Below are 22,872 nucleotides of genomic sequence, written 5' to 3' on the forward strand. Positions count from 1 at the left end.
CAATGATTGCGGACCACACGATGCCGCCGGTTGACCTGCCGGGCAGTGATCTCGACGTGGCGAAGATGCCGGGCCATTGGCTGCTGGCCCGGCTCGGCAAGCGCGTGCTGCGTCCCGGCGGCCTTGGCCTGACGCGCGCGCTGCTGCACGGCCTGGTGATCGGCATTGAAGACGACGTCGTCGAGTTTGCGCCTGGGCTTGGCGTCACCGCCCGCATGATCCTGGAGCGAGGCCCACGGCGCTATGTCGGCGTCGAGCGCGATGCGCAGGCGGCGGCGTGGACGAGCCGGCAGCTTCCCGCGAAGGGACATGTTTCGGTCGTTGTCGGGACGGCCGATCAGACCACCCTGCCGGCGGGCTTCGCGTCGGTCGTGATCGGCGAGGCCATGCTGAGCATGCACACCCAGGAACAGAAGCGCCGCATCGCGGCGGAAGCGTTCCGGCTGCTTCGCTCCGGCGGCCGCTATGGCATCCACGAGCTCGCCGTGATTCCCGACGACATGCCGTTCGGCCAAAGGCAGCAGATCGATCGCGCGCTCTCCGGAGCCATCCATGTCGGCGCCCGTCCATTGTCCGGCGACGGCTGGCGAGGGCTGCTGGAGAGCGTCGGCTTTCAAATCGTGGCGGTTGAATTCGCACCGATGCATCTGCTCCGGCCACGGCGCCTCGTGCAGGACGAGGGTCTGGTCGGTGCGTTGCGGCTCGCCAAGAACCTGTTGCTCGATCGGGCGGCGCGACGTCGGGTGCTGGCGATGCGGCGGGTGTTCGAGCAGCATCGCGCCAATCTGGCTGCGATCCGCGTGATCGCGCGCAAGCCGTAAGCGGAGCGATCAGCCCCGCGGCGACCGCGGCGTTCGGCGTTTAGCCGCATGCCGGCGCGGCGAGCGGGTGACGCGCGGGCGCAGGCGGGTTGCGGCGGCGCGCGGCTTGACCTGGGCTTGCGGGCCGCGGGCGAGATCCATCAGCATGCGCAGCGCCTCGACGACGGAGCGCTGACGCACGGCGGAGCGGCCGATCGCGCCGAAACGATGCTCGCGGTGGATGATCCGGCCATCGCGTGCCGCGGCGGCGAAGTGCACGAGACCGACCGGCTTGCCGGGCGTCGCGCCGCCGGGGCCGGCAATGCCGGTGATGGCGACGGCGAGATCGACGCCGGCCCGCTCCAGTGCGCCGACCGCCATCGCGGTTGCGGTTTCCTTGCTGACGGCGCCGAAATGGGCGAGCGTGCCGGCTTCGACGCCGAGCATCGCGCGCTTGGCGTCGTTGGAATAGGTGACGAAGCCGCGATCGATCACGTCGGACGAGCCGGGAATGTCGGTCAGCGCGCCGGCGACGAGGCCGCCGGTGCATGATTCAGCGGTCGCGATCGTCAGCTTGCGCATCCGGCACAGATCGAGCAGCGAGCGGGAGAGGGCGCGTGCGTCGCTGCCGCCCATGGCCTAGACGCTCCAGCTCTTTTCGTTAAATGGCAGACGGATGGTGGCGCTCGCGGTGGCCGCGATGCCTTCCTCGCGGCCGGTGAAGCCGAGCCGCTCGCTGGTGGTCGCCTTCACCGCGACGCGCGAGACGTCGACGCCGGATATCTCGGCGATGCGCGCGCGCATGGCATCGCGCAACGGGCCGATCTTGGGCCGCTCGCAGATCATGGTGACCTCGAGATTGGCTACGCGGCCGCCGCGCGCCGTGACGCGCTCGATGGCGTATTTCAGGAACTGGTCGGAGGAGGCGCCTTTCCACTTCGCATCGCTCGGCGGGAAGTGCGAGCCGATGTCGCCGTCGGCGAGCGCGCCGAGGATGGCGTCGACCAGCGCATGCAGGCCGACATCGCCGTCGGAATGGGCGAGAAAACCCCTGGTGTGCGGCACGCGCACGCCGCAGAGCATGAGGTGGTCGCCTTCGCCGAAGGCGTGCACGTCGTAGCCGGTGCCGGTCCTGATGTCGCCGAGCTGGGCCGCCAGGCGCGCTTCCTCGCGCACGAAATCCTCGGGAGTGGTGAGCTTCATGTTGGCAACATCGCCTTCAAAGGTTGCAACCGTCAATCCCGCCCATTCGGCAATCGCGGCATCGTCGGTGAAATCGCTGCGCCCGTCCTTCGCCGCGCGACGATGCGCCTCGAGGATGACATCGAAACGAAAGGATTGCGGCGTCTGCGCGATCCGCAGGCGCGCGCGGTCCGGCGTGCCCTCGACATGGCCGGCGTCGCCGGTGAGCTTGATGGTGTCGGTGACGGGGACGACGGGGATTGCGGCGCCGGTGCAGCTTGCGGCTTCGATCGCGCGCGAGATCAATCCTGCCGAGACGAACGGCCGGGCGGCGTCGTGAATCAGCACGATATCGGGCTTGTGCTTGACGAGCGCCTCGAGGCCGGCAAGCACCGAAGCCTGCCGCGTCGCGCCGCCATTGGTCGTCGCCTCGTGCTTGAGCCCGGCGACGGCGGCCGTGAACATGGCGCTGTCATCGGGGTTCACCACCGGCTGCACCGCAAAGACATCGGCATGGCGGCTGAAGGCTTCCATGGCGCGATAGATCACGGGCACGCCACCGATCTCTCGATATTGCTTCGGCCCGCCGGCGCCTGCACGCAGTCCACGCCCGGCTGCGACGAGGACAACTGCGGTGCGCTGTGATTTCGCCATAGGACTCAAATACTCAGTTGGTGATGGAGAGTCGGGGAGTGGGGTGATTGCCGCATGCCTCTAGCACGGCAGGCCCGCAAAAAAAGGGGGTTTCCCCGGATTGTTGGAAACAGCAATTTGCTGCACTGCACTTGAAAGATTTGCAGAATTGTCTAAACTGTAGGCATGACGCTTGACTGCACAAGAATTGTGCGCAAGATATGTCATGGCAGGCGCGATGAGGCCCTGCCCAGTCGACGAGACCCCAGTGACCGGTTCGGCAGTATCCGGCTCTAAGCCGTTGAAAATAGGCGATATTGATGTCGCTACCCCGGTCTTCCTGGCGCCGATGTCGGGGGTGACTGACTCGCCCGTCCGCCGGCTGTCCGCGGAGCTCGGGGCCGGTCTCGTCGTGTCCGAAATGACCGCCAGCGATGAGCTCGCCAATGGCCATTGGATGTCCCGGTTGCGTTGCGAGGCCACGGGAATCGGCCCGCACGTGGTCCAGCTCGCCGGCTGCGAGGCGCATTGGATGGCCGAGGGCGCCCGGATCGCCGAAGCCGAAGGCGCCGATATCATCGACATCAACATGGGCTGTCCGGCCCGCCACGTCACGGGTGGCCAATCCGGTTCGGCCTTGATGCGCGACCTCGACCATGCCGTCAGCCTGATCGATGCCACCATCGCGGCGGTGAAGGTGCCGGTGACGCTGAAGATGCGGCTCGGCTGGGACGACCGCAGCCGCAATGCGCCGGAACTGGCGCGGCGCGCGGAAGCCGCTGGCGTCAGGCTCGTCACGGTCCATGGCCGCACCCGCAGCCAGTTCTACAAGGGCGACGCCGATTGGGAGGCGATCCGCGCCGTGCGCGAGGCCATCGCCATTCCGCTCGTCGTCAACGGCGACATCACCTCCTACGAGAGGGCGCTCGCGGCGCTCGAGGCCTCGGGCGCCGATGCCGTGATGATCGGCCGCGGCGCGCAGGGCCAGCCCTGGCTGCCCGGCCAGATCGGCCGCCGGCTCAAGGGCGGGGCCGAGGAAGCTGTGCCCTCGCTCGAAACCCAGCTGCATTATGTCCGCACGCTCTATGAGGGCGTCTGCGCGCTCTATGGTCTTCGCGTCGGACTGAAGCATGCCCGCAAGCATCTGGGCTGGGCGCTCGACGTCGCGGCACAGGCGAGCCGTGCGCCGGCCGAGACGCTGAAATCCTGGCGCCGGAAGATCCTCACCTCGGAGGATCCGCGCCTCGTCCACCAGTCGCTGCAGGATGCGTTCGACGACTTCGCATGGAGCGCTGCTGCATGAGCTCAGCCGCTGAACATCGCGGTCCATCCGACAGCGACGCAATGCTGGATGCACTTCCCAATCCCGTGCTGATGATCGGGCCGGACGGCAAGATCGTCGCCGCCAATATCGCCACCGAAGCCTTCTTCGAGATCTCGACGCAGTTCCTGAAGCGGCAGTCGTTGAAAGAGCTGGTGCCGTTCGGCAGTCCCTTGCTGGCGCTGATCGACCAGGTGCGCTCGTCGAACTCGCCCGTCAACGAATACAAGGTCGATCTCGGCACGCCGCGGATGGGCGGCGACCGCCAGGTCGATCTGCATGTCGCTCCGCTCACCGAGCGGCCCGGCCATATCGTGGTGATGCTGCAGGAGCGCACCATTGCCGACAAGATGGACCGCCAGCTCACCCATCGCAGCGCCGCGCGCTCGGTGATCGCGCTGGCCGCGATGCTGGCGCACGAGATCAAGAATCCGCTCTCCGGCATCCGCGGCGCGGCGCAGCTCCTGGAGCAGCAGGCCTCGTCCGAGGATCGCATGCTGACGCGCCTGATCTGCGACGAGGCCGACCGCATTGTGACGCTGGTCGACCGCATGGAGGTGTTCGGCGACGAGCGTCCCGTGGTGCGTGGCCCCGTCAACATCCATTCGGTGCTCGACCACGTGAAGCGGCTGGCGCAGTCCGGCTTTGCCCGCAACATCCGCTTCATCGAGGATTACGATCCCTCGCTGCCGCCGGTGCTGGCGAACCAGGATCAGTTGATCCAGGTGTTCCTCAACCTCGTGAAGAACGCCGCCGAAGCCCTGATCGACGTGCCCGACGCCGAGATCCAGCTCACCACCGCGTTCCGCCCCGGCGTGCGCCTGTCAGTCCCCGGTCAAAAATCCCGGGTATCCTTGCCGCTCGAATTCTGCGTGAAGGACAACGGACCTGGCGTGCCGGACGATCTTTTGCCCAACCTGTTCGACCCCTTCGTGACCACCAAGCAGACCGGCTCGGGCCTGGGTCTTGCGCTGGTCGCCAAGATCGTCGGCGATCACGGGGGCATCATCGAATGCGAATCTCAGCCGCGCAAAACCACCTTCCGCGTGCTGATGCCGATGTATTCCACATCGGCGAAACATGCCGATCAAAGCAGTCGCGCCGACTCTGCCGGGAAGTCGTCGCCTGTGTCACAGGGGGCGAAATGAGGATTAACGATGCCCGCAGGTAGCATTCTCGTAGCTGATGACGACACCGCCATCCGCACCGTTCTCAATCAGGCACTGTCCCGGGCCGGGTATGAGGTCAGACTCACCGGCAATGCCGCAACGCTGTGGCGCTGGGTCAGCCAGGGCGAGGGCGATCTCGTCATCACCGACGTGGTGATGCCCGACGAAAACGCCTTCGACCTGCTGCCGCGGATCAAGAAGATGCGGCCGAATCTGCCGGTCATCGTCATGAGCGCGCAGAACACCTTCATGACAGCGATCCGCGCTTCCGAGCGCGGGGCCTACGAATATCTGCCAAAACCCTTCGACCTCAAGGAGCTGATCGCCATCGTCGGCCGCGCGCTCGCCGAGCCGAAGGAGCGCGTCTCGACGCCGGACGAGGACGCCGAGATGGAGGCGATCCCGCTGGTCGGCCGTTCGCCGGCGATGCAGGAAATCTACCGCGTGCTCGCGCGTCTGATGCAGACCGACCTCACCGTGATGATCACGGGCGAGTCCGGCACCGGCAAGGAGCTGGTGGCGCGCGCGCTGCATGATTACGGCAAGCGCCGCAACGGCCCGTTCGTCGCGGTGAACATGGCCGCGATTCCGCGCGACCTCATCGAATCCGAGCTGTTCGGCCATGAGCGCGGCGCCTTCACCGGCGCCAACACCCGCGCCTCCGGCCGGTTCGAGCAGGCCGAGGGCGGCACGCTGTTCCTGGACGAGATCGGCGACATGCCGATGGAGGCACAAACGCGATTGCTGCGCGTGCTGCAGCAGGGCGAATACACCACCGTCGGCGGCCGCACGCCGATCAAGACCGACGTGCGCATCGTCGCGGCCTCCAACAAGGATCTGCGCGTCCTGATCCAGCAGGGCCTGTTCCGGGAAGATCTGTTCTTCCGCCTCAACGTCGTGCCGCTGCGCCTGCCGCCGCTCCGCGAGCGCATCGAGGACCTGCCGGATCTGGTGCGGCACTTCTTCGCACTCGCCGAGAAGGACGGTCTGCCGCCCAAGAAGCTCGACGCGCTGGCGCTGGAGCGGCTGAAGCAGCACCGCTGGCCCGGCAACGTGCGCGAGCTGGAGAATCTCGCCCGGCGTCTCGCCGCGCTCTATCCGCAGGACGTCATCACGGCGTCCGTCATCGACGGCGAGCTTGCACCGCCCTCGGTCAGCCCGGGTGCTGCGGTCCAGCAGGGCGTCGATAATCTCGGCGGCGCCGTGGAAGCGTATTTGTCGTCGCACTTCCAGGGCTTTCCGAACGGCGTGCCGCCGCCCGGCCTCTATCACCGCATCCTCAAGGAGATCGAAGTGCCGCTGCTCACGGCCGCGCTAGCGGCCACCCGCGGCAACCAGATCCGCGCCGCCGACCTGCTCGGCCTCAACCGCAACACGCTGCGCAAGAAGATCCGGGATCTCGACATCCAGGTCTATCGGAGCGGGGGATAATCTGGCGGAACGAACGGTGGCTCAGCTCCCCCTACCAAGGCAGAGCTGAGCCTGTCCGGATCGCGCTGGCCGTTGTGGCTGACGCGGTGAGCAGAAGTCCGGATCGGGGCGAAATGTTCCGTCCGCACCTTCAAATTGGTCATTCGGCCGCAAGACGCGGCGTCGCACCTATCTGACGAGCCGGCCCGATGCCGGCATGACGCTGGCGACATTCACCAGCGGCTGCTGGAGACCCAGGCCGTTGACCAGGAGGTCGGCGGCCACAATGAGCAGCAAAACGGCCGACACCATCGTCGCGAGAAAATATTTATCCATGCCGGGTCAAGCCGGGATAGCGGGAATCCGTTCCCTCGAACCGATGTGGTTGTGGATGGTGGGCGTCGGTCGCGGGGGAAGCGCCGCGGAATTGTCGCAATTCGGCAACAATGTGGTACGAATACATCAGTATCCGCGCGCCCGCGGACCCGTTTTCAGCACCACCATTGCCGGAATGACCAGCGCAGATACCTCGGCCGCACACTTTGACACGGCCCCAGCGGAAGAGCCCCGGCGTTGGTCGGCACGGCGCTGGCTGGCGCCGTTTGCCGTGGCGCTGGCGTTGCTGTCGGCCTTCCTGACCTTCGTGGTCCTGACCGGCCTCACCAATATTGAGCCGACGCCCGAACTCGTCCGCTCGTTCTACCTGATCAATGCGGCCACGATCCTGCTGCTGGTCGGCATCATCGTCCGCGAGCTCTGGCAGCTGATCCTGGCGCGGCGGCGGGGCAGGGCGGCGGCACGCCTCCACGTCCAGATCGTCAGCCTGTTCTCGATCGTGGCGGTGCTGCCGGCGGTGCTTGTCGCCGTCGTCGCCAACGTCACCATCGAGCGTGGCCTCGACCGGCTGTTCTCCGGGCCGACCAGGGAGGTGATCCAGAACTCGCTGACGATCGCGCGGGCCTATATGCAGGACCATGCCCAGCTGATCCGCGGCGACATTCTCGGCATGGCGAACGACATCGCGCATGCCCGGCCGCTCTACGACCAGGATCGCCGCTCGTTCCGCGAGATGCTGACCACCAGCGCCGGCTCGCGCAATTTGCCGGGCGCGATGATCATCGACAAGAACACCAACATCCTGGAATCCGCCGACACTGGCATGCGGCTCGCCTATTCGCCGCCGGCGCCGGACTTTCTCAGCAACGTCAACGAGAACGAGCCCGAGATCGCGGTGCTCCCCGATGCGAGCTTCGTCGCCGCGGTGATCCGCCTGCGCGCCTTCAACGACACCTTCCTCTATGTCGCCCGGCCCCTTGATCCGAATGTCGTCAACCAGCTCAAGCAGACCGAGGTCAGCGTCGCCGAATATGCCCAGATCGAGTCGCGCCGGCTCGGTATCCAGGTCGCCTTCGCGCTGATGTTTGCCGTGATCGCGCTGACCATCCTGATGGCCTCGGTGCTGATCGGCCTCAACTTCGCCAACTCGCTGGTCTCGCCAATTCGGCGGCTGATGAACGCGGCCCATACCGTCTCGACCGGCGATCTCCATGTCCAAGTGCCGGTGCACCAGTCGGAAGGCGATCTGGCCCAGCTTGGCCAGACCTTCAACAAGATGACGCAGGAATTGCGCAGCCAGCGCGACGAGCTCGTCAACGCCAGCGACCTGATCGACAGTCGCCGCCGCTTCATCGAGGCCGTGCTGTCCTCGGCGAGCGCCGGCATCATCGGCGTCGATGCCTCCGGCAGCGTCGGCATTTTGAACCGCTCGGCCGAGAAGCTGATCGGGCACGCCGAATCCGAGACGCTCGGCCATCCGCTCTCCGAGGTGCTGCCCGAGCTCGACGAGATGATGAAGGCGGCCCGGGAAGGCACCCAGCGCCTGGTGCAGGGCCAGATCACGATCACCCGTGACGGGCAGGAACGCAATCTGTCAGTCCGCGTCAGCGCCGAGAAGAACCAGCCGCACGACAGCTACATCATCACGCTCGACGACATCACCGAGCTGGTCTCGGCGCAGCGCACCTCGGCTTGGGGCGACGTGGCGCGCCGCATCGCCCACGAGATCAAGAACCCCCTGACGCCGATCCAGCTCTCGGCCGAACGCATCCGCCGCAAGTTTGGCAAGGATATCACCGAGGCCAAGGACAAGCAGATCTTCGAACAATGCACCGACACCATCGTGCGCCAAGTCGACGACATCCGCCGCATGGTCGACGAGTTCTCGCGCTTTGCCCGCATGCCGAAACCGGTGATGGAGGGCGAGGACGTCGCCGACACCGTGCGGCAAGCGGTGTTCCTGATGAAGGTCGCCCATCCCGAAATCGATATCGAGGCCGAGTTCAAGCAGGATCCGCTCCGGGCCCAGTTCGACCGGCGGCTGATCTCCCAGGCGGTCACCAACATCGTCAAGAACGCCACCGAGGCGATCGAGCAGGTCCCGCCGGAAGAGCTCGGCAAAGGCCGCATCGACGTCGTGGTCTCCCGCGAAGGCGATGACGTGCTGATCGACGTGATCGATAACGGCATCGGCCTGCCCAAGGTCGCGCGCTCGCGACTGCTCGAACCCTACGTCACGACCCGTGCCAAGGGCACCGGCCTTGGCCTCGCGATCGTCGGCCGCGTGCTCGAAGACCATGGCGGACGCATCGAGCTGAAGGATGCCTCCGACTTCCGCGAGGGCCAGCGCGGTGCCTGGATGCGGATGCGCTTTGCGATCTCCGGGCAAGCCGCGAAGGCCGAGGTCGCCGAGCAGGCGCCGGTGGCTGCCGAAATCACCAAGGAAGCTGTGACGGAGCCGGCGAAAGACGCGGCGCCCGAAACAAAGGAGCCGGCGGCCGAAACCAAAGAGCCGGCTGAAAAGACCAATGATTCAACGAAGATCGAAGCCTCGACAGGCAGCTGACAAGACAGGCGTGACCCATGGCAAGTGAAATTCTGATTGTCGATGACGAGGCCGATATTCGAGATCTCGTTGCGGGCATTCTCGAGGACGAGGGCTTCGTGACCCGGACCGCACGCGACAGCGATACGGCACTCGCCGAGATCGCCAACCGCAGGCCGCATCTGGTGTTCCTCGACATCTGGCTGCAAGGCTCCAAGCTCGACGGCTTGCAGCTGCTGGAGCAGGTCAAGAAGGACAACGCCGACCTGCCGGTCGTGATGATCTCGGGCCACGGCAACATCGAGACCGCGGTCGCGGCGATCAAGCGCGGCGCTTACGACTTCATCGAGAAGCCGTTCAAGGCCGACCGTTTGATCCTGGTCGCGACCCGGGCGCTGGAGAACTCGCGGCTGAAGCGCGAGGTGAAGGAGCTGAAGCAGCTCGCGCCGAGCGCCAGCCAGCTCGTCGGCCGCTCGCCCAGCATGAACCAGCTGCGCCAGACCATCGAGCGCGCCGCCAAGGCCAACAGCCGCATCCTGATCGTCGGCCCTGCCGGCGCCGGCAAGGAATTGGCCGCACGTACCCTGCACACGGCCTCGGGCCGTGCCGACGGTCCCTTCGTCGTCATCAACGCCGCCGCGATCACGCCTGAGCGCATGGAGCACGAGCTGTTCGGTGTCGAACAGTCCAACGGCGAGCAGCCGCGCAAGGCCGGCGCGCTCGAGGAAGCCCATGGCGGCACGCTGTTCATCGACGAGATCGCGGACATGCCGCGCGAGACCCAGAACAAGATCCTGCGCGTGCTGGTGGAGCAGTCGTTCCAGCGCGTCGGCGGCACCGCCAAGGTGCAGGTCGACGTCCGCATCATCTCGTCGACCGCGCGCAATCTCGAAGAAGAGATCGCGGCCGGCCACTTCCGCGAGGACCTCTATCACCGGCTTTCGGTGGTGCCGATCCGCGTGCCCGCGCTCTCCGAACGGCGCGAGGACATCCCGGAATTGATCGACTACTTCATGGAGCAGATCTCGGCCGGCAGCGGCCTGCCCAAGCGGCAGATCGGGCAGGACGCGATGGCGGTGCTGCAGTCGCATGTCTGGCCGGGCAATGTGCGCCAGCTCCGCAATAATGTTGAGAGGGTCATGATTCTCGCGGCAGGCGGGCCGGAGGTCATCATCACGGCCGACATGTTGCCACAGGACGTCGGCTCCATGGTGCCGGCGATGCCGACCAGCAACAATGGCGAGCACATCATGGGCCTGCCGCTGCGTGAGGCGCGCGAAGTGTTCGAGCGCGACTATTTGATTGCACAGATCAGCCGTTTTTCAGGAAATATTTCTCGCACGGCCGAGTTCGTTGGCATGGAACGGTCGGCGCTGCATCGAAAGCTGAAGGCGCTCGGTGTCGGCTAGCGCGTTTCGCGCGAAGCGGCCACCGGCCCGCATAAGGAAAAAGACGTCGAAACAAGAATCTAGCACCGCGACATTGCGGCGGCACCTTAGGGATAAACCAGGAAAATCATCGATTTCCGTAGTTTTTCGGGGCAATAGGGCGGGGGCTGCCGCGTGAAGCGGCTTGCCTAATAGGCCTACCTGTCCTCTAATCGCACAGCTATTCCTTCCGAGGGGGATCTCATGAGGGAACGGCAACCGGGAGAGGCCCCGAACCTCACAAAGAGGGCCGCAACCGGCGCAATAAAAAGAAACTCAAAGCGAGAAAAAAACAATGGCGGCAGACCGCGCACAAAACCTACAGGACACCTTCCTCAATCACGTTCGCAAAACCAAGACGCCACTGACGATCTTTCTGGTCAACGGAGTGAAGCTCCAGGGCATCGTGACCTGGTTCGACAATTTCTGTTTGCTGCTTCGGCGCGACGGTCATTCGCAGCTCGTCTACAAGCATGCGATCTCGACCATCATGCCCGGTGCTCCGATCCAGCTGTTCGAAGGCGGCGAGGATCAGCCGGCTTGAGAGTGATCTGATTGGAACCCCGGAATTTCGACGGGGATGCCGACCGTCCGCGGTCGGCGGGGGCTAAGCAAACGGGGCGGGTGCTTGTCATCGGCCCCTACTTGCGTGTGCGCGCGGGCGGTGCCGACGCGCAATCGGAAAGCCATGTTCAGCGCGACGCCGAGGCCCGGCTCGACGAAGCCGCGGGCCTCGCGCGTGCGATCGATCTCGTTGTCGCCGACGCCATCATCGCGCCGATCAGCCAGATCCGCCCCGCCACCTATATCGGCAAGGGCAAGGTCGAGGAGATCGCCGGACTGATCAAGACCCTCGATGTCGAGCTCGTGGTGATGGATTGCGCGCTGGCGCCGATCCAGCAGCGCAATCTCGAGAAAGAGCTGCACGCGAAGGTGCTGGACCGCACCGGGCTGATCCTGGAAATCTTCGGCCGCCGCGCCAAGACCAAGGAGGGCTCGCTCCAGGTCGAGCTCGCGCATCTCAACTACCAGCGCTCGCGCCTGGTGCGCTCGTGGACCCATCTGGAGCGCCAGCGCGGCGGCTTCGGCTTCATGGGCGGTCCCGGCGAGACGCAGATCGAAGCCGACCGCCGCTTGATCCAGGAGCGCATCTCCAAGCTCGAGAGCGAGCTGAAGAAGGTGCAGGCGACGCGGCGGCTGCATCGTGCGGGACGTCGGCGCGTGCCGTATCGCGTCGTTGCGCTGGTGGGCTACACCAATGCCGGCAAGTCGACGCTGTTCAACCGCCTGACCCGCGCCGACGTGCAGGCCGCCGACATGCTGTTTGCGACGCTCGATCCGACCTTGCGCGCGCTCAGCCTGCCGCATGGCGGCAAGGCGATGCTGTCGGATACGGTCGGTTTCATCTCCAACCTGCCGACCCAGCTCGTCGCCGCCTTCCGTGCCACGCTGGAGGAGGTGCTCGAGGCCGACGTCATCCTCCATGTGCGCGACATCTCGCACGACGACGCCGAGGCCCAGCAGAGCGACGTCGATGCCGTGCTGCGCCAGCTCGGGATCAACCCGGACGATAGCGGCCGCATCATCGAGGTCTGGAACAAGATCGATCGCTACGACGCTGAACAGCGCGAAGAGCTTCTGAACATCGCAGCGCGCCGGCCCGAAGATCATCCAGCCATGCTGGTCTCCGCCGTGTCAGGCGAGGGCGTCGACGCATTGCTCGCCGCGATCGAGGAGCGGTTAGCGGCCAAGCGCACCACGCTCGATCTCTCGATCGATGCTGCAGACGGCGCCGGCATCAGCTGGCTGCACCGCAATTCCGAGGTGCTGGCCAAGGAGCTGCACGACGGTCGCTTCGACATGACGGTGCGGGTGGACGAGACCAAGCGGGATATCGTGGTGTCGAGGTTCGACGCGGTGCCACATCATGCGACATAGGCCCCCGCCGCGCGAGTTGCGCCAACTGCGGCCTCAACGGTGCTGTCGTCCCGGACAAGCGTAAACGCTGATCCGGGACCCATAGCCACAGGACGTCGTTTGACGGAAGGCCCGTGGTTATCAGATTGCCGATACGACCGCTCCCTGGGAGTATGGGTCCTGGATCTGCGCGCGCTTGAGGCGCGCTTGTCGGGACGACGGCGAAGTTAGCGGCGGGCTTGATTGCGCTCCTCTGGCGCGGTCTCCTCACCCTTCGCTGCATTCCACAGCGCGTCCATCTCCGCCAGCGAGGCCTGCTCCAGCGTCCGGCCCTGCGCTTCCAGCGCGCGTTCGATATAGGCAAAACGCCGCTCGAATTTTGCGTTGGTCGCACGCAGGGCGGCTTCCGGATCGGCATCGACGTGGCGGGCGAGGTTGACGAGGGCGAACATCAGGTCGCCGGTTTCCTCGGCCAGCTCCTGCTTGTTGCCACGATCGAGCGCCGCCTCGATCTCGTCGGCTTCCTCGCGGATCTTTGCCAGCACCGCGCGCGGGTCGTTCCAGTCGAATCCGACGGTGGAGGCCTTGCGCTGCAGCTCCATCGCGCGCGTCAGGGCGGGCTGGCCGGCCTTCACGCCTGACAGCAGCGATTTGTGCGTCGGCGCCTGTTCCGGCGGCCGACGCGCAGCGCGCTCGGCTTTCTCCTCGGCCTTGATGCGGTCCCACACTTCCTTGACGTGAGAGGAGGCGAGATTGCCGTCCTTGTCGGCAAAGACGTGCGGATGACGCCGGATCATCTTTCGCGTGATGGCCTCGACGACGTCGCCGAATGCGAAAGCGTTCTGCTCGGACGCCATCTGGGCGTGGAACACGACCTGGAGCAGCAGGTCGCCGAGCTCCTCGCGCAAATCGTCGAGATCGCCGCGGGTGATGGCCTCCACCACCTCATAGGCCTCCTCGATCGTGTAGGGCGCGATCGTCGCAAAATTCTGCTCGAGGTCCCAGGGGCAGCCGGTCACCGGCGTGCGCAGCGCCGCCATGATCTCGATCAGGCGGGAAATGTCGCGGGAAGGGGTCATTGCGGGGCCATTCTCCTAGCTGCCAGCGTTATGCCAAAACCGGGCGGCCGTTCCCAGCGCGGGCGTGCGGAACGGGCCGATTTCCACCGATTGGCTGATGCGTTCCACAATGCTAAAGCGCGGGCCATGAGCGATACATTTTCATCGGAAACTGCGCTGGTGCTGTTTTCCGGCGGTCAGGATTCCACCACCTGCCTTGCCTGGGCGCTCAGCCGCTTTGCGCGCGTGGAGACGCTGGGGTTCGACTACGGCCAGCGCCACGCCATCGAGCTGGCCTGCCGCGAGCGGCTGTTCGACGGCGTCAAGGGCCTGCGCGCGGATTGGGCCGCAAAGCTCGGCGACAGCCATACCCTGTCGATCCCGACGCTGGCGGCGGTGTCAGAGACCGCGCTGACCCGCGACGTCGAGATTGCGATGGGCGCCGACGGCCTGCCGAACACCTTCGTGCCCGGCCGCAACCTCGTGTTCCTGACCTTTGCGGCGGCGCTGGCCTATCGGCGCGGCATCACCCACATCGTCGGCGGCATGTGCGAGACGGATTACTCCGGCTATCCCGATTGCCGCGACGAAACCATCCGCGCCATGCAGACGGCGCTCTCGCTCGGCATGGCGAGGAAGTTTGAGCTCCATACGCCCTTGATGTGGATCGACAAGGCCGCGACATGGAAGCTCGCGCAGGATCTCGGCGGCGAGGGGCTGGTCGACCTCATCCGTGAGCACTCCCACACCTGCTACCTCGGCGAACGCGGCGCGCAGCACGATTGGGGCTACGGCTGCGGCGAGTGCCCGGCGTGCAGCCTGCGGGCGAAGGGATGGCGGGAGTTCGTGGCGGGGCGAGGCCATACGTTCGGTGTCATCACCCGCGAAGGCGGGTGATCCAGTATCCCAGAGACCATGCTTGAGCCGAGAAGCCGCGGCGTACTGGGTCGCCCGGTCAAGCCGGGCGACGACGGAGGATAGAGCTCGTTCTCTCTCAACGCGTCGTTGCGAGGAGCTCTTGCGACGAAGCAATCCAGACTGCCGCCGCAGAGAGATTCTGGATTGCTTCGCTGCGCTCGCAATGACGGGTGGAGCGCGAGCTAGCCAAAATCCTCCGGCCGAAGCTCAATCGGCTTGCCGTGCGGGGTGCGATCCGCCGCGTGGTCCCAGGCATCGCGATAGCGGTGCAGCGTGTCCATCGAGGCGACGCCTTTGCGTGCGACCAAGCCTTCCAGCGTGGCGAGCCAGTGCAGATAGTAGGTCTCGCCCGTATCAGGATCGCCGGCGGCCTGCGCGCGCTTGATCTCGGAGGCCAGGCTTGCTGCCCATTCGGGCCAGGTGAACACGCCGCGCTCGTGCAGCGTCAACGCCATGGCGAACGCATGCGCTTCCCAGGGCGCGCGGAACACCGGGCCGTCGTCATCGCGTGGAATACTCGGAATGGCCGCCGTTGCGACCGCCGCTGCCGTGCTGCTCATCACGCCGGATCCAGATACGGCTCGAAGGCGTCGATCGAGACCTTCAGGGTCGGATCGCCGTCATCGCCCCAGAGGTCGCGGCCTTCGAACACGACGGTGTAAAGCCACTGCGGATGTTCGCCGCGCTCCATCGCCGCCGTGTCCGGAAACACGTGGCAGCCATGGTTGAGCTCGACGACACCGACATGGCCGCGCACGTAGCGCGGCAGCCTTGTATGCGTGGCCGGATGGATGTTCTTGGCGCGCACGCGGTCGCCGATCTTGAACCTGGCAGGCGCCGGGGCAGGGCGGGCGAACTTGCCGCGCACCATCACGCGCTCGACATTGGCGAGATCGAACTTGCCGTGCTTGAGCGCCTTTGCGGGCTGCATCGCATGGCCGGCGGCGACCTCCTCTCGCGTGAGGTAGCCCTTCTCGATCAGCATCTCCTCGAGCCCGAGAAACCATTTCTTGTAATAGGAGCTCGACAGATACACGTCTGGCGGCAACGTCTCGCGATAGTAGCGCGAGGTGTCGATATTGAAGGCGCCGGCCGCGCCCATCGCGCGTACCATCGCGAGCACACGCGACTCCCATTCCTCGTGGAACATCGGCTCGTTCGGCTCGGGCTCGACCTTGCCGAACCCGTCCATGCCGCCCATGTCGTGCACGCCGTTCATGACGGTGCTCCCGGCGTCTTGGGAAAGCCGGTGCCGATCATGGAATCGCGCGTGACGAGCTCGGCGAGCTGTTCCTCGCTCCATCCCTCGGTACCCGCAGGCCGCATTGGCAGCACCAGGAAGCGCGTTTCGGCGGTGGAATCCCATACCCGGATTTCCATCTCCTTGGGCAGGGTGACGTCGAAATCTGCGAGCACGCCGCGCGGATCTTTCACCGCACGCGAGCGGTAGGGTGCGGCCTTGTACCAGACCGGTGGCAGCCCCAGCATTTCCCAGGGGTAGCAGGAGCACAGCGTGCACACGACCATGTTGTGGCGCTCGGGTGTGTTCTCGACCACGACGAGATGGTCGCCGACGCGGCTGACATGGCCGAGCGTGCCGATCGCCTTGCTGCCATCCTCCAGCAGTGCCTTCTTGAAGGCCGGATCGCTCCAGGCCTTGGCGACGACGCACGCGCCGTTGTGCGGTCCGATCTTGGTCTCGTAGGCCTGGATGATGGCGTCGAGCGCGGCCGGTTCGACATAGCCCTTTTCCGTCAAAATCGTCTCGAGCGCGCGCACGCGCAGCTCGGTCTCCGACAGCTCGGAATGGTCGTGATCGTGGTCGTGATGATGCTCGCTCATGACGCGAAGATAGTCCCAGAATCCGGGCCTTGTCGAGGAAGACTCTGCTAACATCCAGCCATGGGCTGGGCTGCACGAACCGGAATAATTGTCGCAATTGCGGCTCTTGTGACATTCGCGGCGCGTGATGCGCGCGCTGCGAATGGCGCCTATGCGGTCGATGCCGCCGACATCTCCGAGGTCGGCTCCTGCAAGGTCGAGAGCTGGATGTCGACTGCTTCCAATACGGATTTCCTGGCGGTCGCCAATCCCTCCTGCGTGGTCGACCCCTTCCGGCCGATCGAGCTGAGCCTCCAGACCATCCGCGCCCGCAGCGATGGCGACTGGACCACGACGATAGCTCCCAAAGCCAAAACGAACTTCATCCCGACCGGGGTGGGGCGATGGGGATTGTCGGCTTATGGCGGGGGATCGTTCGACGTGGCGACCGGCGAGGCGCTGTCCGCCTTTGCGGTCATCCCCGCGACCTTTCGCCTGTCGGAGACGTTGCGCATCAACGTGAACGGCGGCTGGCTCTGGGATCGCACCGTGGATCGCCATTACCTGACCTATGGCGTCGGGTTCGACTGGAAGTTCACCGACACGCTGCAATGGACCATCGAGGCCTATGGCCAGGCTGGCGCGTCCGAGGTCGCGAGCGTTGTGCAACCGCGCTTGCAGACCGGTGTACGCTACCGGCCGAACGAGATATTTTCCGTCGACGTGATCTACGGCCGCAACATCGGCGGCGAGAACGCCAACTGGATCACGATCGGGACGACGATCCGGTTTCCGGTTCGCGGCGGCGAGCCGGAGCACCGGCGCACTGGGCATTTGTGATCAAGAGCAACAAGAACAGGGGAGACTTCCGTTGGCCAATTACGTGGCGATCGAGAAAGGTCATGGGCCGGAAGGGCGGATCGCGATCGTGCGGTTCGACCGGGGCGATGGCATCAACGCGCTGTCGCCCGAGGCGCTGCGGCAGCTCACCGCGGCCGCGCGGAGCTTCGAAGACGATGCAGCGACTTCCGTCGTGGTTCTGACCGGCAGCACCAGCGCATTCAGCGCCGGCTTCGACTTGAAAGACGCCGAGGGCCGCTCGCGCAAGGAGATGGATCTCGGCACGCTGCGCCGGCATCTCAAGCTCGGGCCGCGCCTCACACACGCTTGGCAGGAGATGGAGCAGATCACGATCGGGGCGATCGAGGGGTTTTGCGTCGGCGGCGGTGTCGCGCTCGCCGTGGCACTCGACTTCCGCGTGATGGGGCACGATGCCCACTTGCGCGTGCCCGAGATCGGGCTCGGCATGAACATGAGCTGGCAGAGCATTCCGCGCATGTTGCACCTGATCGGACCAGCCCGCACCAAGCAGGCGGTGATCCTGGCCGATCAGCGCATCTCGGCGGATGAGGCCTATGAGTGGGGTCTGGTGGAACAGGTGACTGATCCCGGCCATGCCTTCGATGCCGCCATGGAGCTCGCCCGCAAGGTCGCCGCGCAGCCGCCGCTCTCGGTTGCGATGACGAAGCTCACCGTCAACCGGCTTGCGCATGCGCTGGACGATCTCGCCAGCCACATGGACGTCGACCAGTTCGCGCTCGCCAGTTTCAGCGAAGACCACAAGGAGGGCGTCGAAGCGTTCCTGGGGCGCCGCAAGCCGCGCTTCAAGGGGCGGTAGATTGATGCCAGGCCATTGATCGCAGCCCCGACAGTCCGTATACGCCGCACTGGGACAAAGCAGGCTCGGCCAACGAGCCGCATCATGCGACGACATTCGAGAGGAGGGCCCATGACCGCCAATTCGCAGGCGCCTGAGGCGAAAGGGTTTCGCTGGAAACTGGTGGCACCGCTGGCGGTGTGGCTGGTGATCTATCTGTGGCCGGCGCCCTCGGGGCTCAACGTCAATCAATGGCACTATTTCGCGGTGTTCGCGGCCGTCATCACCGGACTCATCCTGGAATCGATGCCGGTCGGCGCGGTCGGCTTCATCGGCCTGACGGTCGCCGGTATCAGCGGCTATATCGATCCCAATCCGACCAAGTCGCTGCGCTGGATGCTGGCAGGCTTTGCCGAAAGCACGGTCTGGTTGATCGTTGGCGCCTTCGTGTTCTCGATCGGCTATCGCAAGAGCCAGCTCGGCCGGCGCATCGCGCTGGTGCTGGTGAAGCGCCTTGGCCGCAACACGCTCGGCCTCGGCTATGCGGTGGCGATGTCGGACTTCCTGCTTGCGCCGGCAACGCCGTCGAACACCGCGCGCAGCGGCGGCATCGTCTATCCCATCATCAGCAACATCCCGCGCATCTACGGCTCCGAGCCGGGACCGACCGCCGGCAGGATCGGCACCTATGTGATGTGGACGGCCTTTGCCGCGACCGCCGTCACAAGCTCGCTGTTCTTCACGGCGCTCGCGCCCAACGCGGCGGCGCTGGCGATCGCCAAGAAGACGGTCGGGGTCGAGGTCAGCTGGGGCCAGTGGTTTCTCGGCTTCGCGCCGCTCGGCATCCTGCTGATGGTGCTCGTGCCGCTGCTCAGCTATCTGGTGTGCCGGCCCGAGGTGAAGCGCAGCCCGGAGATTTCCGACTGGGCGGCGAAAGAACTCCAGACGATGGGCCCGATGTCGCGCAACGAGTGGATCATGCTCGGCCTGATCGCGCTTGCGATGTTCCTGTGGATCGCGGGGTCGAGCCCGGACATTCATGTGCCCGTGCTCGGCTCGAACTTCGTCAACGCGACCACCGTTGTGTTCATCGTGATCTCCTTGATGCTGGTGACCGGCGTGATCGAGTTTGCCGATATCGTCAGCGAGAAGAGCGCCTGGGAGGTGTTCTTCTATTTCACCTCGCTGCTGACGCTGGCCTCTGGCCTCAACGAGATCGGCTTCATCAAATGGTTCGCGACCGAATACGCAAAGCCGCTCGCCGGGCTGTCCCCGTCGACCGCGATGCTGCTCCTGGTCGCGCTGTTCTTCTGGATCCATTATTTCTTCTCGAGCATTACCTCGCATGCCGCCGCGGTGCTGCCCGTCGTGCTCGCGGTCGGATCGGGCATCCCCGATCTGCCGGTCACGACCCTCGCCATGCTCTGCATGTACTCGCTCGGCCTGATGGGCGTGATCTCGCCTTACGCGACCGGACCCGCGCCGATGTATTTCGGCAGCGGCTATATCGGGAAGGGCCAGTTCTGGGGCTTTGGTCTGATCTTCGGGCTGCTCTACTTCGCCGGGCTTCTGCTGATCGTGTTGCCCTGGCTGCAGATGGGATGAGCCGGGCGGGAGGCTGATACGCCCTGGCGAAGGAATATTCTTCTCCGGGGAAGGATTGGGAAAACTTCGTCCAACTCCTCGCAAATATCTGACATTGCAAGACAGGCCCGAAAGGGCGATGGTGCGTGCTGCGGTGCAGTGCGTTCCATTCCGAGCCCTCACCGCTGTTCCACCCCCGTCGCTGGATGCGATCTGGTTCCCTTACGCCCGGGGCGTGCGGCAACCCAATTATTGTGCATGAAGGCCGTTTCCATGAATGCCCACCAATCGCTCGCGATCGGACAGCCGATCGAGAGGTTCGAAGCGATTTCGCGTGCTGCCGTCGAGTCGGAGGCGATGGTCCGTTTCGCCGGCATCTCGAAGACCTATCCGGCTTACCGCGGCAAGCCCGGGGTCAACGCGCTTGAGAATATCGATTTCGCGATACCACGCGGTTCCATCACTGGCGTGATCGGCCGCTCCGGCGCCGGCAAGTCGAGTCTGGTCCGGCTCATCAATGGGCTAGAGAAGCCGACCACCGGACATGTCATCGTGGATGGCCGCGATATCTCGGCGCTGGCGGGCCGCGAGTTGCGGCTGGCGCAACGCTCGATCGGCATGATCTTCCAGCATTTCAACCTGCTGTCCTCGCGCACCGCGGCCGACAACATTGCGCTGCCGCTGGAGATCGCCGGCTGGGCCAAGGCCGACATCAAGACGCGCGTGGCCGAACTGCTCGCGCTCGTCGGCATTGCCGACAAGCATGACCGCTATCCGTCGGAACTCTCCGGAGGTCAGAAGCAGCGCGTCGGCATCGCCCGCGCGCTGGCGACCCGGCCGAGCGTGCTCTTGTCGGACGAGGCGACCTCCGCGCTCGATCCGCAGACCACGCGCGCGATCCTCGATCTGCTCGCGAACATCAACCGCGAGCTCGGGGTGACCATCGTGCTGATCACCCACGAAATGTCCGTGGTGCGCCAGCTTGCCAAGGAAGTCGTCGTGCTCGATGCCGGCCGCGTCGTCGAGAGCGGCCATGTCGCCGACATCTTCACCCACCCGAAGCATCCGATCACGCAGTCCTTCCTGGCCGAGGTGATCGGCGACAGCTTGCCGGTCTCGCTGGCGAGCCGGATCGTGGCGGAGCCGTCTGCCGGCGGGCAGGCCGTGATCCGCCTCCAGGTGCGCGGAGCGGGGGCCGGCGACACGCTGGTCGTCCGGCTCGCCCGCGAGCTCGGCCTCGACGTGTCGCTGCTGTCGGCCCGCATCGACGAGATCGGCGGCCAGCATGTCGGCTCGCTCGTTCTCGGCATTCCTCTCGGCAGTTCTGGCCGCGACGACGCGGCGACGCGGACGCTGGCCTTTCTGTCTCAACATCAATTCCCGGCGGAGCATCTCGGCTATGTCGCCTGACCTCATCAACCTGATCGTCCAGGCCACCTTCGAAACCCTGTACATGGTCGGCATCGCGGCGCTGCTCGGCACCGTCTTCGGCCTGCCGCTCGGTGTCTTCCTCGCCACCAGCCGGAAGGGGGAGCTGTTCGCGGCCCCGCTTGTCAACCGCGTGCTCGGGATCATCGTCAATGCGACGCGCTCCACCCCCTTCATCATCCTGGTCGTCGCCATCATCCCGTTCACGCGCCTCGTTGCCGGCACCTCGATCGGATCGACCGCGGCGATCGTACCGCTGACGATCGCGTCCGCGCCGTTCATCGCGCGCTTGGTCGAAGCTGCGATCCGCGAGGTCGATGGCGGCCTGATCGAGACCGCGTCTTCATTCGGGGCCTCGCCGCTTCAGATCGTGTTCAAGGTGCTGATCCCCGAGGCGCTGCCGGGACTTCTGCTGGCGCTGACGCTCGCAGTGGTCAGCCTGCTCGGCTATTCCGCGATGGTCGGCGCGGTCGGCGGCGGCGGCCTCGGCGATCTCGGCATCCGCTACGGCTACCAGCGCTTCATGCCGGAGATGATGCTGGCGGTTGTCGTCGTGCTGATTGCGCTGGTGCAACTCGTCCAGAGCGCGGGCGACTACCTGGCGCGGCGGGTCAACCGCCGGCTGCGGCAGCACTGAGCCGGATCACGCGGCACGCCTTGCCCGCCGCAGCGTCTCCGAGGGCTTTTCGGAGAAGTGGCGCTTGTAGTCGAGCGAGAATTGGCTGAAGTGCCAGAATCCGTGCTGCACGGCGATGTCGTAAACGGAGGAATCCGTGCCGCCGGCGCGCTTGAGGTCACGCCGCACGCGATTCAGCCGCATCGCGCGCCAATAATGCATCGGGCTCGTACCCAGAACCTCCTGGAAGCAATAGCCGAGCTTGCGCGGGCTCGCGCCCGCCGCCTTGCAGACCTCCAGCAGCGACAGCGAACGATCGCCGTTGCCGTGCATCAGCTCGCGCGCGCGATCGACGGTGCGTTTGCGCGCACTTGCGCTGCGACCGGGATCGCTGGGGCGTGCGGTCGGCAACATGTCCATGATCTCGACGAGGAGGGCGTCTTCCAGCGCCTGCCGGGCCACCGGATCATTGAACCCTTCGGGGGCGGTCGCGATCATCTCTTGAATCGCGGCAAGATGCGCGCGCAGCCGCGCGACCGGCGCTTCCGCCATCTCGATCACCCGCAATTGGTGCCAGACTGCACGCGGCAATTCGATATCGAGCCGGGCGGCAAGCTCCGCGATTAGCATCGTGCTGGCAACGATGCCACGCAGCTCGAACGCCCTCGGCGTGCACATGTCGATCTCGGCGTCGATGCTGGCGAGCACTCGCGCGCCGCTGGCTCTGGTCCCGTTGCAGCTGACCTCACCGTCGCCGTGCCAAGGCAGGCCGATGCCAAAGCTGTCAGCGCCCAGCTGCCCATATTGGCGGACCTGCTGGCTGGTGATTTCCCGGAACACCTCGAGGTGGGGCAGGGACAGTTGCGTAAAGCTGCCTCGAAACGCGCCGGCGCTGATCTGGTCATAGCTCAGTCGCCAGCGGCCGAGACCGGCGCAATGCTCATCGACATCCGTGCTGCTCGCCTAAAGCAGGCAGACAGCCGAGTCTTGAATCTGAGAATCTGCGCCTAAGACCATGACGATATGTCGAAATTGACCTGCCGAAACCCG

The 22,872-nt window shown here is 65.5% G+C and carries 22 protein-coding genes; 14 read left to right on the top strand and 8 right to left on the bottom strand.

From position 1 onward, the window contains the following. Positions 1-2 precede the first annotated feature (2 nt). Positions 3-821, top strand: a complete 819-nt coding sequence (locus XH84_RS31270) for a class I SAM-dependent methyltransferase (RefSeq protein WP_245471904.1) — start codon at positions 3-5, stop codon at positions 819-821. Between the two features lie 9 nt (positions 822-830). Here XH84_RS31270 and XH84_RS31275 read toward each other — a convergent pair whose 3' ends face one another. Then, positions 831-1,436, bottom strand: a complete 606-nt coding sequence (locus tag XH84_RS31275; RefSeq protein WP_128921814.1) for a CinA family protein — start codon at positions 1,434-1,436, stop codon at positions 831-833. 3 nt (positions 1,437-1,439) lie between these two features. After that, entirely contained in the window at positions 1,440-2,636 is a 1,197-nt protein-coding gene (locus XH84_RS31280; RefSeq protein ID WP_128948525.1) for a bifunctional 2-C-methyl-D-erythritol 4-phosphate cytidylyltransferase/2-C-methyl-D-erythritol 2,4-cyclodiphosphate synthase, read from the bottom strand. A 280-nt stretch (positions 2,637-2,916) separates the two neighbouring features. On the opposite strand from XH84_RS31280, the gene dusB reads away from it, so the two are divergent. From dusB to ntrC, 3 genes are read left to right on the top strand one after another with little or no spacing between them, the layout of a single operon-like run. After that, the gene (dusB, locus tag XH84_RS31285) at positions 2,917-3,918 is read left to right on the top strand and encodes a tRNA dihydrouridine synthase DusB (RefSeq protein WP_181769641.1); all 1,002 of its coding nucleotides are present in this window, start codon (positions 2,917-2,919) and stop codon (positions 3,916-3,918) included. Further along, positions 3,915-5,084 carry a two-component system sensor histidine kinase NtrB gene (locus XH84_RS31290; protein ID WP_128921812.1) on the top strand — a complete coding sequence of 390 codons (1,170 nt, stop codon included), beginning with the start codon at positions 3,915-3,917 and terminating at the stop codon, positions 5,082-5,084. The genes dusB and XH84_RS31290 overlap by 4 nt, the downstream gene beginning before the upstream one ends. Before the next feature lie 9 nt (positions 5,085-5,093). Further along, the gene (gene ntrC / locus XH84_RS31295; RefSeq protein ID WP_128921811.1) at positions 5,094-6,536 is read left to right on the top strand and encodes a nitrogen regulation protein NR(I); all 1,443 of its coding nucleotides are present in this window, start codon (positions 5,094-5,096) and stop codon (positions 6,534-6,536) included. A gap of 168 nt (positions 6,537-6,704) precedes the next feature. Here ntrC and XH84_RS40150 read toward each other — a convergent pair whose 3' ends face one another. Next, complete coding sequence (locus tag XH84_RS40150) at positions 6,705-6,851, bottom strand: hypothetical protein (RefSeq protein ID WP_164936556.1); 147 nt, start codon at positions 6,849-6,851, stop codon at positions 6,705-6,707. A 175-nt stretch (positions 6,852-7,026) separates the two neighbouring features. Between XH84_RS40150 and XH84_RS31300 the strand changes: the two genes are divergently transcribed. The 4 genes from XH84_RS31300 (at position 7,027) to hflX (ending at position 12,761) form a co-directional block, all read left to right on the top strand. Further along, entirely contained in the window at positions 7,027-9,417 is a 2,391-nt protein-coding gene (locus tag XH84_RS31300; protein ID WP_128921810.1) for a sensor histidine kinase, read from the top strand. Positions 9,418-9,434: 17 nt separating this feature from the next. Next, the gene (gene ntrX / locus XH84_RS31305; RefSeq protein WP_128921809.1) at positions 9,435-10,805 is read left to right on the top strand and encodes a nitrogen assimilation response regulator NtrX; all 1,371 of its coding nucleotides are present in this window, start codon (positions 9,435-9,437) and stop codon (positions 10,803-10,805) included. A 313-nt stretch (positions 10,806-11,118) separates the two neighbouring features. After that, entirely contained in the window at positions 11,119-11,367 is a 249-nt protein-coding gene (gene hfq / locus XH84_RS31310) for an RNA chaperone Hfq (RefSeq protein ID WP_007591126.1), read from the top strand. A gap of 11 nt (positions 11,368-11,378) precedes the next feature. After that, the gene (gene hflX / locus XH84_RS31315; RefSeq protein ID WP_164936555.1) at positions 11,379-12,761 is read left to right on the top strand and encodes a GTPase HflX; all 1,383 of its coding nucleotides are present in this window, start codon (positions 11,379-11,381) and stop codon (positions 12,759-12,761) included. A 206-nt stretch (positions 12,762-12,967) separates the two neighbouring features. Here the strand turns inward: hflX and mazG are convergent, their stop codons facing one another. Next, positions 12,968-13,819, bottom strand: a complete 852-nt coding sequence (mazG, locus tag XH84_RS31320) for a nucleoside triphosphate pyrophosphohydrolase (RefSeq protein WP_128921807.1) — start codon at positions 13,817-13,819, stop codon at positions 12,968-12,970. Between the two features lie 126 nt (positions 13,820-13,945). On the opposite strand from mazG, the gene queC reads away from it, so the two are divergent. Next, entirely contained in the window at positions 13,946-14,695 is a 750-nt protein-coding gene (gene queC / locus XH84_RS31325) for a 7-cyano-7-deazaguanine synthase QueC (RefSeq protein ID WP_128921806.1), read from the top strand. A gap of 203 nt (positions 14,696-14,898) precedes the next feature. Here the strand turns inward: queC and XH84_RS31330 are convergent, their stop codons facing one another. The 3 genes from XH84_RS31330 to nthA are packed head-to-tail and all read right to left on the bottom strand — an operon-like array spanning position 14,899 to position 16,558. Beyond that, positions 14,899-15,276, bottom strand: coding sequence for a nitrile hydratase accessory protein (locus tag XH84_RS31330; RefSeq protein WP_164936554.1), 378 nt, complete (start codon positions 15,274-15,276; stop codon positions 14,899-14,901). Next, complete coding sequence (nthB, locus tag XH84_RS31335) at positions 15,276-15,935, bottom strand: nitrile hydratase subunit beta (RefSeq protein WP_128921804.1); 660 nt, start codon at positions 15,933-15,935, stop codon at positions 15,276-15,278. Before nthB ends, XH84_RS31330 begins: the two co-directional genes overlap by 1 nt. Then, a complete protein-coding gene (gene nthA / locus XH84_RS31340; protein ID WP_128921803.1) occupies positions 15,932-16,558 on the bottom strand; it encodes a nitrile hydratase subunit alpha in 627 nt (208 codons plus the stop codon). Before nthA ends, nthB begins: the two co-directional genes overlap by 4 nt. A 60-nt stretch (positions 16,559-16,618) precedes the next feature. On the opposite strand from nthA, the gene XH84_RS31345 reads away from it, so the two are divergent. From XH84_RS31345 to XH84_RS31365, 5 genes are all read left to right on the top strand, one after another. After that, a complete protein-coding gene (locus tag XH84_RS31345; protein WP_128921802.1) occupies positions 16,619-17,377 on the top strand; it encodes a hypothetical protein in 759 nt (252 codons plus the stop codon). A 31-nt stretch (positions 17,378-17,408) separates the two neighbouring features. Beyond that, on the top strand, positions 17,409-18,215 hold the full coding sequence (locus tag XH84_RS31350; protein ID WP_128921801.1) for an enoyl-CoA hydratase/isomerase family protein: 807 nt from the start codon (positions 17,409-17,411) through the stop codon (positions 18,213-18,215). Between the two features lie 111 nt (positions 18,216-18,326). Then, positions 18,327-19,799 carry a DASS family sodium-coupled anion symporter gene (locus XH84_RS31355; RefSeq protein WP_128921800.1) on the top strand — a complete coding sequence of 491 codons (1,473 nt, stop codon included), beginning with the start codon at positions 18,327-18,329 and terminating at the stop codon, positions 19,797-19,799. A gap of 252 nt (positions 19,800-20,051) precedes the next feature. Further along, entirely contained in the window at positions 20,052-21,188 is a 1,137-nt protein-coding gene (locus XH84_RS31360) for a methionine ABC transporter ATP-binding protein (protein WP_164936553.1), read from the top strand. Continuing rightward, entirely contained in the window at positions 21,178-21,843 is a 666-nt protein-coding gene (locus XH84_RS31365) for a methionine ABC transporter permease (RefSeq protein ID WP_128921799.1), read from the top strand. The genes XH84_RS31360 and XH84_RS31365 overlap by 11 nt, the downstream gene beginning before the upstream one ends. A 6-nt stretch (positions 21,844-21,849) precedes the next feature. On the opposite strand, the gene XH84_RS31370 is transcribed toward XH84_RS31365, so the two are convergent. Next, on the bottom strand, positions 21,850-22,662 hold the full coding sequence (locus XH84_RS31370; RefSeq protein ID WP_347338885.1) for a helix-turn-helix domain-containing protein: 813 nt from the start codon (positions 22,660-22,662) through the stop codon (positions 21,850-21,852). Positions 22,663-22,872 lie beyond the last annotated feature (210 nt).

The organism is Bradyrhizobium nanningense (assembly GCF_004114535.1).
GTDB lineage: Bacteria > Pseudomonadota > Alphaproteobacteria > Rhizobiales > Xanthobacteraceae > Bradyrhizobium > Bradyrhizobium nanningense.